10 protein-coding genes are annotated in these 16,008 nt (G+C 51.8%); all 10 read right to left on the bottom strand.

Going from position 1 to position 16,008, the window contains the following annotated elements:
* Positions 1–35: 35 nt before the first annotated feature.
* The 10 genes from ACNSOI_RS07040 to ACNSOI_RS06995 all read right to left on the bottom strand — a co-directional run bounded on the left by ACNSOI_RS07040 (position 36) and on the right by ACNSOI_RS06995 (position 15,901).
* Positions 36–1,514, bottom strand: coding sequence for a Fic family protein (locus ACNSOI_RS07040; protein ID WP_420195432.1), 1,479 nt, complete (start codon positions 1,512–1,514; stop codon positions 36–38).
* Between the two features lie 103 nt (positions 1,515–1,617).
* Positions 1,618–5,283, bottom strand: a complete 3,666-nt coding sequence (gene brxC / locus ACNSOI_RS07035) for a BREX system P-loop protein BrxC (protein ID WP_420195431.1) — start codon at positions 5,281–5,283, stop codon at positions 1,618–1,620.
* Positions 5,284–5,320: 37 nt separating this feature from the next.
* Complete coding sequence (locus tag ACNSOI_RS07030) at positions 5,321–5,902, bottom strand: DUF1788 domain-containing protein (RefSeq protein ID WP_420195430.1); 582 nt, start codon at positions 5,900–5,902, stop codon at positions 5,321–5,323.
* A 39-nt stretch (positions 5,903–5,941) separates the two neighbouring features.
* Positions 5,942–6,553 carry a DUF1819 family protein gene (locus ACNSOI_RS07025; RefSeq protein WP_420195429.1) on the bottom strand — a complete coding sequence of 204 codons (612 nt, stop codon included), beginning with the start codon at positions 6,551–6,553 and terminating at the stop codon, positions 5,942–5,944.
* A gap of 115 nt (positions 6,554–6,668) precedes the next feature.
* Entirely contained in the window at positions 6,669–7,211 is a 543-nt protein-coding gene (locus tag ACNSOI_RS07020) for a hypothetical protein (protein ID WP_420195428.1), read from the bottom strand.
* 204 nt (positions 7,212–7,415) lie between these two features.
* Positions 7,416–10,448 (bottom strand): DEAD/DEAH box helicase, encoded by a 3,033-nt coding sequence (locus ACNSOI_RS07015; protein ID WP_420195427.1) that lies wholly within the window; start codon positions 10,446–10,448, stop codon positions 7,416–7,418.
* Between the two features lie 15 nt (positions 10,449–10,463).
* Positions 10,464–12,395 carry an EH signature domain-containing protein gene (locus ACNSOI_RS07010; protein ID WP_420195426.1) on the bottom strand — a complete coding sequence of 644 codons (1,932 nt, stop codon included), beginning with the start codon at positions 12,393–12,395 and terminating at the stop codon, positions 10,464–10,466.
* The gene (locus tag ACNSOI_RS07005; RefSeq protein WP_420195425.1) at positions 12,392–13,162 is read right to left on the bottom strand and encodes an OmpA/MotB family protein; all 771 of its coding nucleotides are present in this window, start codon (positions 13,160–13,162) and stop codon (positions 12,392–12,394) included. Before ACNSOI_RS07005 ends, ACNSOI_RS07010 begins: the two co-directional genes overlap by 4 nt.
* Positions 13,162–15,078: an anti-phage ZorAB system protein ZorA gene (gene zorA, locus ACNSOI_RS07000; RefSeq protein ID WP_420195424.1), complete on the bottom strand. Its 1,917-nt coding sequence runs from the start codon at positions 15,076–15,078 to the stop codon at positions 13,162–13,164. The genes ACNSOI_RS07005 and zorA overlap by 1 nt, the downstream gene beginning before the upstream one ends.
* A gap of 532 nt (positions 15,079–15,610) precedes the next feature.
* Entirely contained in the window at positions 15,611–15,901 is a 291-nt protein-coding gene (locus ACNSOI_RS06995; RefSeq protein WP_420195423.1) for a hypothetical protein, read from the bottom strand.
* Positions 15,902–16,008 lie beyond the last annotated feature (107 nt).

Here is a 16,008-nt window from a genome sequence, read left to right as displayed (position 1 = left end):
GTGTACTGCGCAGGTTGATGGGTGCCGTGAGTTCTTCATGATTCGGTTACCACGCTTTGATATGCCTGTTCTAGCGCGTCAAAGATCTCTTCCGGAACCCTGTACTGATATTGCTTGCGGCGATGTTTGGAGATGCGGCCGTTTTGGTCCAGGCAGAACAACACCAGTCTGGAGAGATCGGTGTTGGGTATATCAAAGGCCTGGTCTATGCGGCGGTAGATTTCGTCGTACCGAGTGAGGAAGACGGTTTCCTCCTTCAGGTGGTGTTCTATGGCCTGTTTGGTTGCCCGGGCCATGAATTCGGCGCAGCGGGTACCATCCCAGTATCGGTAGAGGGCTTCATGGCCCTTAAATTCGAACTGGAACTGGTTTTCGTCGATGTAAGTAACGTCCCAGTACTGCCTCGCCTGCTCCGAAAACGCCTGTAGCACACTCAGATATTCGGATTCATTCTGGCGTAGCACGATGGATACCGGCAGCACGAGGCCGTTTTGAAGGGCCCCTCGCTGGCACAGTACCTGATGAAACAAAAACCGGGACAGGCGACCGTTGCCATCCATAAAGGGATGCACGAACACAAAGCCGAACGATACGATGCTTGCCAGTACCAGTGGGTCCACCGCTTCCGGTGGCTGGTTTGCCAATGCCATTAGCTGTTCCATCAAGGAGCGTGAAAGTTCCGGAGCTGGCGGCACATAGGTAACCCCCAACGCACCACGCAATCCGTTACTGAGATAGTTCTGTTCCGTTCGGAAAGACACAGCCTGGGAGAACACATTGCTGATAACGGCATTTTGCAGGTCTACCAGGTAGTCTTCATCCAGTTTACGGGGGCTGTGGGCCTGTTTTAGCAGGTTCACGAAGCGGGTCGCCTTGTCTTCCGATGGTGCCTCGTTTTCAATGGCGTAGGAATCCCGGGTTTCGTGCAGGTAAGCCCAGGCCAGGGTGCGGTTGAGAATGTCTTTCGGCAGTGACTCGGTGAACTCGGTGGCTTTTTGCAGCAAGTGTTCATCAAGCAACGCCTGAAGTTCTCTGGTTCGCCGCACTGTGATGCAGTAATCCAGTGTGCCCAGGCCATTGAATATCACTCGCCAACGGGGATTCTTCTGTCCCCGGCCGGTAATGTAGGCTTTAGGGTTAAACAACGGCACGTAAGCCTGCTGGATGCTCTCCGTGGCGCGTCGAATCGTCTCACCGGTAAAGTGCTCCCACAGGAAGCAGGCCTTGCGCAGGTATTGGCTATTTGGGGCGGCATCAAAGGCCTGCCGGATCTCAGGTTCTGGGATAGCCGGTAGCGCCTGGGCCAATACCTGCAAGTTGATGCCTTCGTGTTTGATGGCAAACAGAACGTGCCCCAGGCGATCGTCCGGGGCCGGGGCCAGCTTTGCGGGCACGGCAATGGTCTGGCCAATGGTTTCCTTGCGGGTGACCGAGCGCACTTCCGCAGATATCGCCGGCGCTATGGCCGAGATACTGTCCTGATTAATAAGATGTGCGTAACCTGCGTACTGCATGATTTCCCTTTCTTCCGCCCGCCAGAACTTTATTTACACCAATCTCACTTTATTTACACTTTTGATGATCTCACCAATATTTTTTACAGACAAGGACGGGCGCTCATTTCAACCGTACCCGCTTGCCCGCCGCAATGGCGGTTTGTAGTTCGTCTTTCAAGGCGTTGACGAAGTTGTCTACGTCTTCCTGCCTTTCCAGGTAGATACCGCTGGCCAGTGTGTTGAACACTTTGGTGGCACTTACCTCAACCACGGGTTTGGGCATGGGCACCGGCGCGGGTTTGTCCGCGGAATCAGCAGAGGGCGCGGCAGTCGGCTTGCTGGCATAGTCGCCGGCGTCCTCCTGAGCGTCTCTCTGGGCCTTGGCCTGCTTCTCTGCTTCCAATTGTATAGCCCGCTCCAACTCGAACAGGCTGTCTTCTAGTTTTTCCTGGGCGGTCTGGGTTTGCAGCATGAAGATCTGGGCAATGCCGGTTTCGACGGCCAGTTCTTCTTTGATCAGCTGCAAAGGCCGCAACAGGCGGTTACTCAAGTCCGCTGTGGCGATGCCACTCTTGGCGATTTCTGCCTGTAGCTGGGCGATTTTTTCATCTACGCGATCGCTGGCGTGGTTGCGCTTCTCGTCGAGAACCCTGTTATTAACGGTTTCTACCATTTCTACCAAGTTGGCCACTTTGTGCAGCTGCCCATAGGGGGCATCGGCCTCTGCAATGCGCTTCATCTCAGCAAGCGCCTTGCGGGCCGCGTCGTCCTTCTCCAGTGCTTGCCGGTTCTTCTCGAAATGGGCGAGGCCTGTTTGCAGCTGCTGCCAGCTATGAATCTGCTTGGTGAAGAACTCGTGGACGTCCCGATAGTCCTCTTCCAAGTCGAGCAAATCGTCTTTTCTCTCGATCACCGCCTTGAAGAAATCGTAGCTTTCCCGGTTGGCCAATAGGCGTTCAATGGTGAGGATGGAATTTTCGATGACTGGCTTGCCGGGGAATCGACCTACATCGGTCTTGCTCTTGTAGCTTTTCAGATTGGTCAGCCAGTCGTTCAAATGGATCAGGTAAAACTCGAACAGCTCTTTCTCGGTGTCCGGCCCCAGGGCGTTGAACAGGTCCCGGGACAGGTCACGGGCTTTCTTCAGGATGGCATCGTCTGTCTGGCGCTTCTTCTGGACGGAGATTTCCCGGCGGCGCCGACTGTTGTTGAGATAGTCGAACACCTCATTGAGTGGCATGGACGGGCCGCCGGTATGAAATGAGATGCGTCCGGAAGCGGCCAGACGGCCCAGGATCAGCAGAATTTCACCATCCGGCCAACCATAGGGTCGCGCGGCAAAGCGATCAATGATGTCGCTCACCAGCAGTCGGTCATTGCTGCCGGCGCGGAGGGTGATGTATTGCTCTACCTCTTTGACGGCCTGGGGGTTGCCCTCTTCCCCGTCCAGCGCCATGCCCATCTGGCCAATGTCGTCTGCGGTAAGTACGGCACTGAGCTCCCGCATCGGATCTTGCTGGAGCACCTTCAGGAAGCCGAGTTTGGTGTAGGTGTTCTCCAGCAGGTATTCACAGGCCTCATCAAAGCGCACGGCAAGGCTGGAGGTAGACAGCTTCAGGTGCTGGCCCAGGGCATAGCATTCTGCCCGTAAAAGCATGTCTTCCAGGGTGTGGCGCAGGCGTTTGCGCCGTTCCTGGTTCTCCCGGCCACGGTCGGCAAGGATACGGGTGAGGTCTGAGTTGGTGCCATCATCGTTCAGGCGGATGAACTTGTTGGTTTTGAGCCAGGTGCGCAGTTCCTGGAAGAAGGTCTTGTCGTCAGGCAGTTTGATCACAGCCTGCCCGGCAACGCCTTCGCTGGATTTGTTGATGCAACCGGCTTCGGTGAGCTGGCTGTAGTCCAGGTCCAGCGGCGATACCACTTCCACACGCAGATCGGATTCGTAACGGCCATCCAGGGTGTGGCCATCCAGGTAACGGCCAATGCTGTAGTCGGTTTTGTTGATGTGGTAGCGGTACTTGTTTTTGTCTTTCAGCAGATCTTTGAAGATAAGGCTGGCCAGTTCCTTGTTTTCATCGGTGCTGGCGATGTCGGTGGCTTTGATCTTGCGGGTGATGTCCCGCTCTTCGTTGGTCAGGAACAGAAACTCATCGCCATTGCGGGTGATCAGGCTTTCTTTTTCCAGACGATGCAGAGTTTCTTCGATGCGTTTGCGCAGAGCCAGCTTGTCTTCATCAATCTTCTCGATGGACAGGGTAACGAGGTTGTCCAGAGTGCCTTTAATCAGGTCCACATAGCGGATCATGAACAACGTGCGCAGGATCTGAACGTCAAAGTCATCCAGGCTGGCGTTTTCACTGGCCTGGTCGATTGTGCGTTTCACCGCCGTATCCAGAAACCCTTCCACGGAGCGGTAGAAAGCATGCATGGGCACCAATGCACCAATGTCTTTGCCAGCCACGCTCATGGCTGCCATCTGAAAGGCGTCGAGCATGGACCGCTCACCGTAGGCCAGGTGGGCACCGGTGGCACCAACTTTACGGATTTCCTCAAAGACCTTTTGCACCAGTTGAAAATGGTACGGGGCAAAGGGGTAGTTCGCGACGAAGCTGTCCGCGCCATGGAAATTCTTCAGTGTGGGGCCGGAGCGATCAAAGGTAATCTGGTTACGGAGGATGTCGCCGCTTTTGTCCCAGGCGGCCCGCAGCTCGGCTTCTGCTTCAGGTGTTTTGCGTAGCAGACGTTTCTGGATGACTTCGTCGGTGTTCGAGCTCGACAGGGACAGGCGTGTCTTGAACCGACCGGCGATCTTGGAGAAATCGTTGGCTTTGGATGAAGTGAGGTCTCCCAGTATGGCTTCCATATCCGCCTGAGAGGTGACCACAATCCATGCCCGGCCGTTGCAGATAGTACCCAGGTTCTCGGTGATGGTTTGCAGCGTGAGCATTAGCTTGGTGTCCGAGCCAATGAACTGCCCTACTTCATCCACCATGAAGATCATGCGGTTTTCAGGGCCCTGGGAGTCCAGGTATTCCTTAACCCAGCGGCAGAAGTTTTCCACGGAAACGGAGAAGGTCTCTTCCGATTCTTCAAACCACTTATGGGCGGCTTCGGCAGACAGGTTCAGGGCCTTGGCGATGGCCCCCTCGATGTCGTCCTGATAGAACTGGTAACCGTCGCGTTCCTGTTCCCACTCTGACCCCGTCGCCTCTCGGAAGGCATCCTTGAAGGCCTGATACCCCCCTTTCTGTTCCAGATGACGTTCCATGTGGGCAATGTGGGGGTGGTCGCCACTAAAGCCCTGATGTTCGTTGAACACCCGCAGGAATACATTGAGGATCGGGTTACCGGAATCGTTGGAACTGGCTTTGGAGTCGATGTTAAAGAGGATGACGTCGGCCGGGGTAGACGCGGCTTTCTGAACGTCGGCGCGGATCATGGCGTCGCGCAGTTTGTGCTCATCAAAGAATTCAACGGCCTGCCTGGTATTGCCCTGCCCATCGTGGGCTTCTTTGTTCTCCATCAGGTAGGACAGAGCCTTCAGGAAGTGCGATTTACCTGAACCAAAGAAGCCGGAAATCCAGATACCCACCCGGTTGGGGATGGACGGGTCTTTAAGATCGGTGCTATAGCTCTCAAAGAAATCCCGGAAATGTTTTTCCAGCTCGTTGGTGACAACATACTCTTCCAATTCCTGCCAGACGGTGGCGTCATCCGACTGGTCTGCTTTGACCACACCATTGATGGAACGGTCCAGCGGTTTGAAGAAGAGGTCTTTAATGGTCATTACTGATCATCCTTGTAATTCGGTCAGGTACTGCGAATCAGGTACGGGGCACCAGTGAAAAGGCCCGGTAATAGTTGTTGCTGGGGATGCGATTAAACAGAGTCAGGCTCTGGCCGCTGTATTCACCCGGGTAAAACAGCACAACCGGCTTATGGCCCAGCAGGCCGTGAAGTTTATTGAGCAGGTTGTGGGCCCGGAGTACCGGCCAGACGGAGCCAACACCATGTATGAGGATGATGTCCTGCTCGGCAGCGTTTGTCTGTTCCATCATGTAAGGGGCGAACTTGTCCATATGCATGGGGCCGGCCAGGGCTTTGAGCAGCGCTTTGTCGCCTTTCTTCACCTGCATATCACAAGCTTTATCCAGGAACTTGCGGTCGGCCAGGTAGTCGCGCATGACTTCCAGCAGGTTGATGCTGGCGACGTTCAGGTGGCTGTGTTTTTTGGACAGGAAGTTGGTCAGAAAAACCAGGTATTCGCGCACCTTGAGTTCTTCTTCCGGCGCATAGTCAAAGACCCAGAAGCCAATTTCATTGCCCAGGCCCTGCCCCTGAAGGAATTCTTCGGAAAGGATCTTATCCGGAATCTGATTTAGCCGGTCCTGTAACGGCTGACTCATGCACGCGCTCCATCGATCTGGTTTTTCTATTTATGCCCGTTAAGTCGGGTTTGTACTGGACACATTCAGACACGCCTTGAGGCGGTATCGGCGGCTGTCTTCCAACAGCACATTTACCTCGGGCCGCACCAATATGTTCTGCAATCTGAGGCTGCGGGTACTTTGCAACAGCCCCACTTCGGCCAAGATACGGAATGCCACCTGGCCCATTTTCTTTTTGGAGGACTCTGTCCAGGTCCCTATGGTGGGATCTCGGTGGGCTCGATCCTCCAGAAAATCCATCCACTGGTACTGCGCCAATTTCTCCGCCCTCAAAATAAAGGCATCCCGCAGGACGGTTTCCACAAACTCCACTAACAACAAATTCCTCTCCAGCGCGGCCACAAAAGCAACCTGCGTGGCCAGCTCGTCGTCACCATCCCGCAGTGCCCGCCAGAATGGCTCATCCAAACGTTCAAGGCGCTTGCGCAAGGCGCTGGCCTGGCGTTTAGCAGTGGCCGGGCTGCGCTTTTGCAGGCGGTTTTCAACCTGAATCGCCTGCTTCCACTGTTCTTCGTCCGCTTGCGCCAGCAGCAACTCGGCGATGACCCGGGACTCTCTGACGAGGAGAGAGCCACCAATTAAGTCGCTGTCGTAGCTGAATTCTTGCATCTGGTTGCCGAATTTCCGTAGCAGTTTGCGATGGTTTGTATGCTACACGACTTTGGGGGATTTGACCCAGCCATCAAGATAACTCGGTAATGCGACAATTATCGTCGCACCTGGATCAGGAATTGCGGAAAAATGGGGTAGGTTGAGGATCAGACCAGACTACAGCACTAACAATTCCCCAATTACCTTTCGCATTGGGTCGGCGCCATTTGGCCGTCTGCATGGACCTGAGATAATCCAACGCTGCCTGATAATCGGTAAAACGCTGCTCACATCCTTTTTCACCAACAGTGTAGTAACCCTTTCTGCAGCAGTTTTCTCTGCCAAACCAGCTGCCATCTTTAGCAATCGGGACTTGAGACAGATTGCATTCAGTGGTTTTGCCTGATAACTGGCTATTCAGCTCATCTCTAGCGCCAGAATCAAGCTCCACCCAGATTACCGCACCACTTTTATGCCTGTACTTCACAGGCTTCGAGACGGGAGATACTTGATTCAAAACCCAGGCATGATTCCACGTGTAGTCGTCTCTGGTATAGATTTCCGGGCCAACCCTGTGCTTTACCTCGTTATCGAAGATATCTTCAAAGCCCAAGGGACCTATTGAGTCTGAAATGGATGCCACGCCGACTATCAGGCCACTCCCTTTTTCGATCAAGGCGATAGGCCCTCGCACAGATGTGTGAGTACTCCTCATCTCCCAGATTTTCTCCCCTCGGAGGATCTTGCCAATCCACGGCTGCGCAATTATCAAACCACGCGTGATTACACTAGAGCTTGAACCCGATCGTGTTGGCAGCGAACACTCAACGCCCATAAAAGACACCTCCACTGAATCGCATGCTAACGATATGCGATTAGATTAAAGCCCCATGGATTTGAGAACTTCATTCTCACTCACAGATTCAGGCGTTACTACTGCATCTTTCAGCATTAATTTTCCACGCAGCAGTCGATCAAGATGCACATCAAAAGCATCGAAATCTGGGTGGAGCACGGCCGGGAGATGAATGGTTACCGGTTTCTTTTGGCCGATTCGGTAAACCCGGTCTGACGCCTGAGCCTCTTTAGCTGGATTCCAGTGGCGCTCCAAATGCACTACGTGATTAGCGCCAACCACAGTTAGGCCAACGCCCGCCGCAACCGGTGACATAATCAAAATATTGAAACCTGAAGTTGCCTCAAACTGGGTGATCAGCTGCTTTCGGCTGAGAACGTCGGATTTTTTCGCCACAGCAGCCGTGTCTCCGTTGATAATAGAAACATCCAACCCGTAGATCTGATCCAGCCACAATTTTAGAAGTCTTTGCAGGCGCTTCGTGACCATGAACAAGATCACCTTTTCGCCCCTGGCTTTAATAGCATCCAGCGTTTTAAGCAATACCTGGAGTTTGGCTGATTGCTGCATTACTCGCCTTGCCGAGGCCGGATCATCGGCCATCAGTTCTGCCTCATGTCGGAGTCTAGGGTGCAGCGAGACTTCCCTTAGCTGCTGAAGAACGGCGAGAGCTTTACCTCGCATATCTTCTGTGGCTTGCTGCTGCCGGTAGCCTTTCAGAATATCTTCATAGGCTTGGCGCTGCAGGCCTTCCATAGTGCTGCCCAGGCCAGGGTCGTAAACCAGATTCCCCGACTCCGGCTGTGAAACACCGCACCGGATCGTTTTTGAGGGTAGACCGGTTAACTGGTCTTCTTTGACCCGCCTGAGCATAAAGGGGCCGACCGCGTCCCGAAGTTCTTGTCCCAACGATGCCCTGACAGAATCGCGATCATCTTCATCTGCAGTAAGGATTGGCTTAATCCACGTATCTCTGAATACCGGCCAGCTGCCCAGCAAGCCCGGCTGGGCTGTATCCATCAGGCACCAAAAATCACCCAAACTATTTTCCACAGGGGTGCCCGTTGCCAGCAATTTGAAATCTGCTTTCAGGCCCTTTGCAGCGCGAGTTTGTAGTGTGTTCGGGTTTTTAATGTTCTGCGCTTCATCGAATATCACCATTCCCCAGTCGATACGGCACAGGGAGAATTGATAGTCACGAAGGGTTTGGTAAGTTGCCAATACCAACCGCCGCTCTACATCCAGCCGTTTAGCTCCAGCATCCGGGCCTATTTGAAGCGCGTAGCGAATGGAATCTTCATCAAGAATCTGGTCATCCTCAAGCATCTTTGCCATTTGGACAGTTTCTCGTTTCTCACCTTTAACCCGATACTTGGCGAGATCACGGCCGGACTGGAGAACAACGATGTCTTTAAAGGGAGCTCCCTTGTACGTGACACCAACTTCATCCTCCCAGTTTTCTAGCAGGCTCAGTGGCGCGATTACAAGAATGGGTTTTTGCTGTTTCCCTGATTTCTCCTGTTTACTCAGGTATTCACCCGCAGCAACAAGGCTCATGTAAGTTTTCCCAAGCCCCATATCATCAGCCAAGAGCGCGCCCTGTAATCTGTATAGGTCATCGGGGTCTTCGCTCCGGGCCCGATCTAGCAAGCCGAGCATCCAGAGAACACCTTCTCTCTGATGGGGGAAAGGTTCTCGGGCATAGTTGCTCCAGTCAGGATCTGAGCTTACAGTCGATTCGAGAGCTTTCTGCCGCAGCTCATCGTGAAGTTCCTCCGCTTCCTTCAGAACAAGGCTTAACTTTTCCTGCTTCTCAGGAGTATCGTCATCCTGAGTTATATCCTTGCGCACAGGATTCCGAAGGGATTCCTTAATCTGAGCTAGCTGTTTGGAAACAGCTCCTCTGTCAGAAACGTCAAATGTTTCTCCGTTAAATACGATTGTCTCTGCGCCCTGGCCCCAAGCTGCGTCAAGTGCTTCCTGAAACTGGCATAACTCTTCTTCTGACTGAACGGACTGCGCCAATGCCTCCGGAGGCGCGGGCAATTTGTCCAGGGCAAACCAATCTTGCTTCTTTGCGTCGCCTTCTCCGAACTCCATGTGCTGAAGCTTGCCTACACCTTGAACTCTTATGGAGAAGCCAAGTTCCAGGTTTACGAGAGCCGCATCCAGAAACGCACTGGGTGTTTGAATAAATTCTTTTACTTTGTCGGCGGGTATTCGGCGATTTCCCAGAACCTCCTTAACGGCTTCTACCTTTTCGGGCTCTAAAAGCACTACCCGATTTCCGATTCTAAGCGCACCTCCGGAGTTGGAGTTAAGATCCAACTGAGCCCACCGGCGGTCGAGATCATCTGGTGCGGTTCCATCACCAATGCTGGGGCTAAGGAAAAGACCGCCATCGGGCATTTGAGATGCGGTGATACCAATGCCCTCAGGGATAACGACATCCAGTTTTTCAAAATGCCCGAGGTCAAGACGCATTCCATTCTTCTGGGCTGTTTGAAGTGCAGCCATCAGCCTCAGATTCTCGCTTTCGCCACGTTCTTCGGGCGGTAAACTCTGGTGGTACGCCAAAGCATTTAAAGCAAATAATTCCGCAGGGTTGAGGCGATAGACTTCAGTGGGCGTCAGAGACAAAAAAGGCCCTTTAAGCTGGTATGGCACTGGCCGGCCATCCACTACCGCTAATCCTGACACTCGAAAACCGCTATGCCCGGTTCTACCATGAATCTCAGTCTGGAATTGGCCGGAAAATTGCTTTGGCAACCCCATAATCTGCGCATGATCCTCATCCAAGGCCGCAATATGCTTTGCACTTACATGAAAACCGTTCGCCATGGGGTCCGCAAGGCCCTGCTCTTCTAACATCCTGAGAGCAATGAGCTGCATTTTCTTTAAAGTCGAACCATTCCCCTGCTTCAACTCATTCAGCTCTGCAAGGTCCAGATAAAACAACACTCCTGAAGAGTCTGCCCGGTGATAGAAGCCACTTTGCCCGTCAACCTCAGCCTTGTCACCGGACACCATCGAGCGGAGTAGATCAAACAAACCCATAAGAAGCCTCTGACATTATTTGAACTTATGAATAAACTCTGGCCGAATCATCCAGGTATGCAGGTCTTCACGCTTTACAAAGGGCGATAACGGGCCCGTGAACATTGTTATCAGATCTTTGAGTGGAATGTTTAGAAGAGTGGCGACATGGCGAGCTTTCACCCCGGGGTTATGGGCCATATAGCCCAAGACCGTTTGTTCTATTTCAGATAGTTGTGCTAGCTCTCTATTATCATGAGATCTCGATATTCTCGGGTCAGCGGGAGAGGATTTAGTTGACTCCGCTTCACGGTTACCACGCAAATACCGGTCGACAGCACTTAAGGGTTCTTTTTCTTTCTCTTTGAAAAGATCCTCAAACCTGGGTGCCCGCCTTCGCTCCATCAATTTTGGTGGCCTGACTTGCAGACGAGGTGGAAGCTCTTGCGGAGCTGGAACTCTGGTCTTAGGGGATTTAATAACCGGCATACCGTAGCGAGCCAGATGCCCCCGATACTCTTGTGCTGTCAGTAATCCTTCAATATCCAGCTCGATACCATGTTCTGCCAAAAAGTTTATCACCTTAGATTGCCAGGTCCCGTTGTGGGTAACGGACTCGTGTGGCAAGTCATACATGGCGCTATATTGGTCAGGTGTTCTTCTGGTCAAATCATGGTGAGTAAAACTGGGGAACTCATAAGACCAGACCATGGTTCCCGGCCTGGCCAAGTACACCCATATTTTGAAGCTATGTGATCCCTCAACGAGAAAAAAATCACCGCAATCCAAGTAGATAATAGCCTTATCTGCTAATGTTCCGTCAAGCCTCGCAAAATTGGTCTTGATGTCCTCACCAAGCAGCTTCTTTACGATTTCTTGGGCTTTATTCCCCAGCATTAGCCGTGTGGTGCGAATACGTTTTTGTTTGTATAGCCCCTCCAAAAACCTCTTTCTGGACGGAAACATTCGCTGGAGATCAGCCTTTCGACTTTCGATGCCATATTGTTCAAGGGCCTGTAAAAAGAGCTTGAGGTCCTCTTTAGATAACCACCCACGAACTTTCTCCACCCGCTCCTCCCCGAGCGGCTTCCACCACTCCTGGTAGGTTCGGGAACCACTTTGAATCCTCGGATCTCCCGCGATACCAAGAACGAATTCTTGCCACGGCTCAGAGACTTCATCGCCGGCTCTGTCAATGATGAGTTCAAGTGCCACGTGCCCAACTCGCTTGCCATCACCAAACGGAGCCAAACTGACCGACGGCTTCAGGAGTTCGTCGAAAATTTCATCCCATACCCCAACAGGCACCACCTTCAGAGCTTCAATATAATAATGCGCCCTGCAAATGTCTCCGTATCGTCCGGCGTCTAAACCGACCATTCCTAGCTCGGCGAATCGCTGTTCGAGCTCCTGGCCACTTTCGCGGACCTGCTCGGCAAGATTTGCCGGGCCATCACTACCTATAATCCAATCCGAGTTAGCCTTGATGGCGGAAATGGGGTCACCGAACTCAGACTCGTGCCTTTGTTCTGGGATTCTTGTGACCTGAGATCGTATAGTCTCGCTTAAGGCCCTGAATAGACCTTTATCCACCGCATCCAGTTGGTCGAACTCTTTGAAATAGAGCTGAACGAGCTGTAAAAGTGTTAGGCGCGTGAGCCTAGGCTGTTGTTTATGGGTAAGCGCACTCAATACCGATTCACGACAACTGGCCCGAAATACAACCTGCTCGTGAATCCATAGCCAGGTTAATGCTCTTGCGCCCAACCGAGATTCCAAGGCATCGTAAAGGTCTGTAAAGTCAGCGAAACGAACAGAGCGTTTGATTCGCGCGCACATTTGATTGAACGCATCACCACCACCAGTAGCCTGTGCATGGAGTTTGGTTTTTTCGACTATTCGATTCCAGCCGATAGCAACATGGTCCGGCCACTCCAGCTCAATTCCGGGAAGTGGTGGTAACTTCATTGATTCAGGTCCACTTTCGCTCGAACTTTTTCGTAGTCGGAACTTGTCGGCCGGCGAATAGTAAAGCGAATATCAATCCGGCGATTCTGGCTAAAATCCTCCTCGGTTACCTGGTGCTCAATTACAGGCCGCGTCTCCGCGTACCCACTAACGGAAAACAGGGTATTACCGTCACCATTCCTGAGGTCGCCCAACTTGTCATCCGCTGGCAATGCGCTTTCCCAGAACTGCCAAAGAGAAATAGCTCTAAAAGTTGAGAGGCACCAGTTGCCTTTCGTGCCACACAATCTTCCTGTAAAAGGACGGCTGTCGGTGTGCCCCTCAACAAACACCGTATCAAGATAATCTGTGCGATCTTCTTTGGTGATCAGCTGATGAAGAACAGAGCCAATCTCATAGGCCGTTTCGCGGTACCGCTGCCCAATTTCATCGGCACCCGTGTCGAACCCGAGCAAATGATTGGGTATCCTCAGTACCGTACTGTTTTCACTGACCTCAACCTGGATACCGCGGCTTCGCAGCACGTCGGCAGCTTCGGAAAGTATGTTTCGACGAACCTCCTCTGCTTTCCTAAGAAGCGCAATTTCCTCCTCAAAATCTGCAACTTGCTCCTGAGCTTGGGCCTGAAGCTCCATTAACCGAAGAATCAGGATTACCGAGGCCAAGATAAAGATCACCAACAAGCCCGACATCACATCGGAAAATGACATCCAATATGGATTCTCCTCATCTACAGAGGTGGATTTGCTGGAACGAAGTAGGGCCATCAACGGGCCTCCAATTCATCAAGAATGCTGCTCATATTTTCGACAACCCGAAGCATTGAGTCTGCATAAGCCCTTGAGCTGGAGTTCCATTTCTCCATCCGGTCCTCGATTTGCTGGTTTACCTGGGACGAGTATGCACTGAGCCAAGACTCTGCTTGCTTCTCAATAGTGGAAACCTGATCAGCGAGGCTTTCTGATAGCTGACTGAATTCAGATTTAATCGAACTGAGCCAATCTCTTTGATGCTCCTTAAGCTCTCCAAACCCCTCATTCGTAAGTTTCGCTGCATCACCATACTGCTGAATGCTATCCCGGATGGTCTTCTGCAGGTCTTCGAGTAACCGGGACTGCTCACTCAGGCGCTCTGACAGCTCTGAATTTCGTTCACCAGCAGCCTCAATAGTCGAAACCGCCTGAGTTAACTGAGAGCCAAGCATCTCACTCGCTTGCCGCACCTGAGAGCTCAGCATTCCAAGCTGGTTTGAGCTGCTATCCAGATGTTTGCTACTTACGGACATAGAATCGGTGACCTGAGCAAGCTGGACGAGAATTTCACGATGTTGTTCCGCAAGCTGCTGGCTCTGGCTTTGCGTAGCGCGTACAGATTCAGCAATACTGTTGAAAAGGTTCTGCTGCTGATCGACTGCATTCTCGGTTTGATCTGCAAAGCGTTTTTGCCGCTCAGCCTCCCTCTCATCTGCTGAAGATAGCTGGGAATTAAGGCGAGACATCATGTCGTCAGTCAGTTGTTTGAAGCGACTCTCGAGGGCTTCCTGACTAGCCGTAGCTGAGTCGGCAACTTTGGCAACCTGCTCTTCAAAGCGTCCCGCTTGATGCCGACTGCTCTCGATTTGGCGCTCCTGCTGCTCATTAAGTTTTGAAAAGAGATCTCCCAACTGCGAGCTCATTCCGGTAACCGCGTTGTTCACATCTGCTGCAGCTTGTTCCAGAAGAGCACCCTGATTTTTTGCGGCACCACTTACGCCCTCAACAAAATCACCAACTAGACGCTCCAGGACTTGCGTAGACTGCTGACTGGCATTATTAACAAGAGACTCAATTGCAGGCGCCATGATTCGGTTCAGGGCTGTAGTGAATGCTTCTTCCATCGAATCACTAACACCTTTGATGCTTTCTTGCAGGCGATCTCCAATACGTTCATGCAGCTCCTGCAGGGCCTCTTTACTCTCTCGGCTGCTATCAGCGATATGGACCAATGACTGCTCAGCGGGAATTCTGGGGTAGAGAAAGTCTATCTCCTGCTGTACTTTTCTAATCTGACTTAATGCAGATCGTTCAAAGATTTTCTCAATCAGATTCAAGACTAAGCTCAGGCCAACACCCCAGACCGATGTCATGAACGCCACTGAAGCACCCTGGATCAGGTTGTCGATACCATCACGAAGATCATCTGTACTGGAGCCAGACACCAGGTTCAGGCTATCCAACCCCACTGTTAGCCCCACAAAGGTACCCAACACACCGATTGCGACAAGAAAACTTGGGGTGGCCGCTAGAAGTCTGCTTCCAGTCAGCCCGCTGGCTAAGGTCTTGGCATTAAAAAAGTGATCGGCATCGAGGGTGTTGTAAAGATTGCTATGATCACCCGAGACAACGAGGCTTTCGTCGAATTCGCGCCAGAGCTTCCCAACTTCATCGTCCTTCAGCTGTTCTGCTTTGTTAAGAACTTCCCGGCGGTTGGCGCTTAATGCTTTTTTATCCTGATCCTTGATCAGGCTCCAGAGTGCTGTCACACGTCGCTTGAATCGAATGAAATGTAGTCCTACAAAATACAGGGCAACCAAGAAAACTAGCATCATCAATAACCAGAAGATTGTCGCTAGGCCCTGTGGGGAACTCTCTGCTAGAGCAGGAAAATCAGGTAACAAGTGTGACAAAAGATTCAAGAATTCCATTCACATCCCTTTCTAAAATGGCATGATCGATAGGTTAAAACTAAAAGGTAGGGAGCTTCTTAAAGTCTAAATACTGCATGAACGTCTGCTCTCTGCCAAGAACTCTTGCGACCTTAAAGATGAAAGTCATCACGGTACCCTGCCGACATTTACTAACTGGAAACAGGATGTGAGCAGCGCAGCGTCAGGCTCCGACATCCGTTGTCGCTCTTCAAAAATTACTTTTGTGTTAGTCCGATGATCGTCCATTGAGACATAAAGGTGAAGAGCCGTTCTATATCTTTTAACATCTGATATGATTGTTTTTTTCGGGGCACTTGAGAAACACAATCAAATCTCTCAAAAGTTGCGCCACAATGACCGCAAGAATAGCCGCGACGGCAGGCGGAATTGGCAATGCAACAATAATGCTAATCAGAATGAACTTACCAATACCACTCATAGTTTCCCCTCCACGAAAATCTATTCTAATCCGGATTAGTATCTTTCGATCGAGCTATCGAGCAGTGCAACGATCTGGCCAAGACTATTTTCACAACATACCGGTTCGCCAGTTGTTCAGATAATCCTTCCCCCAGTTTTGCTTCCCATCGGAAGATCGGAAATGCCCCATATTGTTTTGCCGATAAACCTCTCCGGTGCGGTAGTCCTGATAGTGTCCGAAGTTGTTTTGCATGAGGGTGCCCCAGGTGCTATCCATGCAGGTGTAAATATGGTGACCAAGGTTGTTTTTTCGGCAGGTAAAGTTGTCCTTGGCAGAGACCAATTCCGCACCGAAAACCCAGACCAGAATGCCAACCGCAAACAAAGCATGTTTGAGCATGGGCCTTACCCTCCCTAGGTGACGTATTTAGTTTAGATTACCGCTTTGTTGCGACAAAGACGGTCGCACCCACGTCATAAACTTTCAAAGAAAATGATAGGATGCGT

This window comes from Marinobacter sp. GH_1 (assembly GCF_048595985.1).
Lineage (GTDB): Bacteria > Pseudomonadota > Gammaproteobacteria > Pseudomonadales > Oleiphilaceae > Marinobacter > Marinobacter shengliensis.
Note: the sequence above shows the minus strand (reverse complement) of the source record. Positions and strands in the feature narration are given on the sequence as shown.

Excerpts from the sequence above, each read along its gene's own strand:
- ACNSOI_RS06995 (WP_420195423.1), bottom strand. The coding sequence starts at position 15,901 with ATGCTCAAACATGCTTTGTTTGCGGTTGGCATTCTGGTCTGGGTTTTC.
- ACNSOI_RS07010 (WP_420195426.1), bottom strand. The coding sequence starts at position 12,395 with ATGAAGTTACCACCACTTCCCGGAATTGAGCTGGAGTGGCCGGACCAT.
- ACNSOI_RS07040 (WP_420195432.1), bottom strand. The coding sequence starts at position 1,514 with ATGCAGTACGCAGGTTACGCACATCTTATTAATCAGGACAGTATCTCG.
- zorA (WP_420195424.1), bottom strand. The coding sequence starts at position 15,078 with ATGGAATTCTTGAATCTTTTGTCACACTTGTTACCTGATTTTCCTGCT.
- ACNSOI_RS07025 (WP_420195429.1), bottom strand. The coding sequence starts at position 6,553 with ATGCAAGAATTCAGCTACGACAGCGACTTAATTGGTGGCTCTCTCCTC.
- ACNSOI_RS07030 (WP_420195430.1), bottom strand. The coding sequence starts at position 5,902 with ATGAGTCAGCCGTTACAGGACCGGCTAAATCAGATTCCGGATAAGATC.
- brxC (WP_420195431.1), bottom strand. The coding sequence starts at position 5,283 with ATGACCATTAAAGACCTCTTCTTCAAACCGCTGGACCGTTCCATCAAT.
- ACNSOI_RS07005 (WP_420195425.1), bottom strand. The coding sequence starts at position 13,162 with ATGGCCCTACTTCGTTCCAGCAAATCCACCTCTGTAGATGAGGAGAAT.
- ACNSOI_RS07015 (WP_420195427.1), bottom strand. The coding sequence starts at position 10,448 with ATGGGTTTGTTTGATCTACTCCGCTCGATGGTGTCCGGTGACAAGGCT.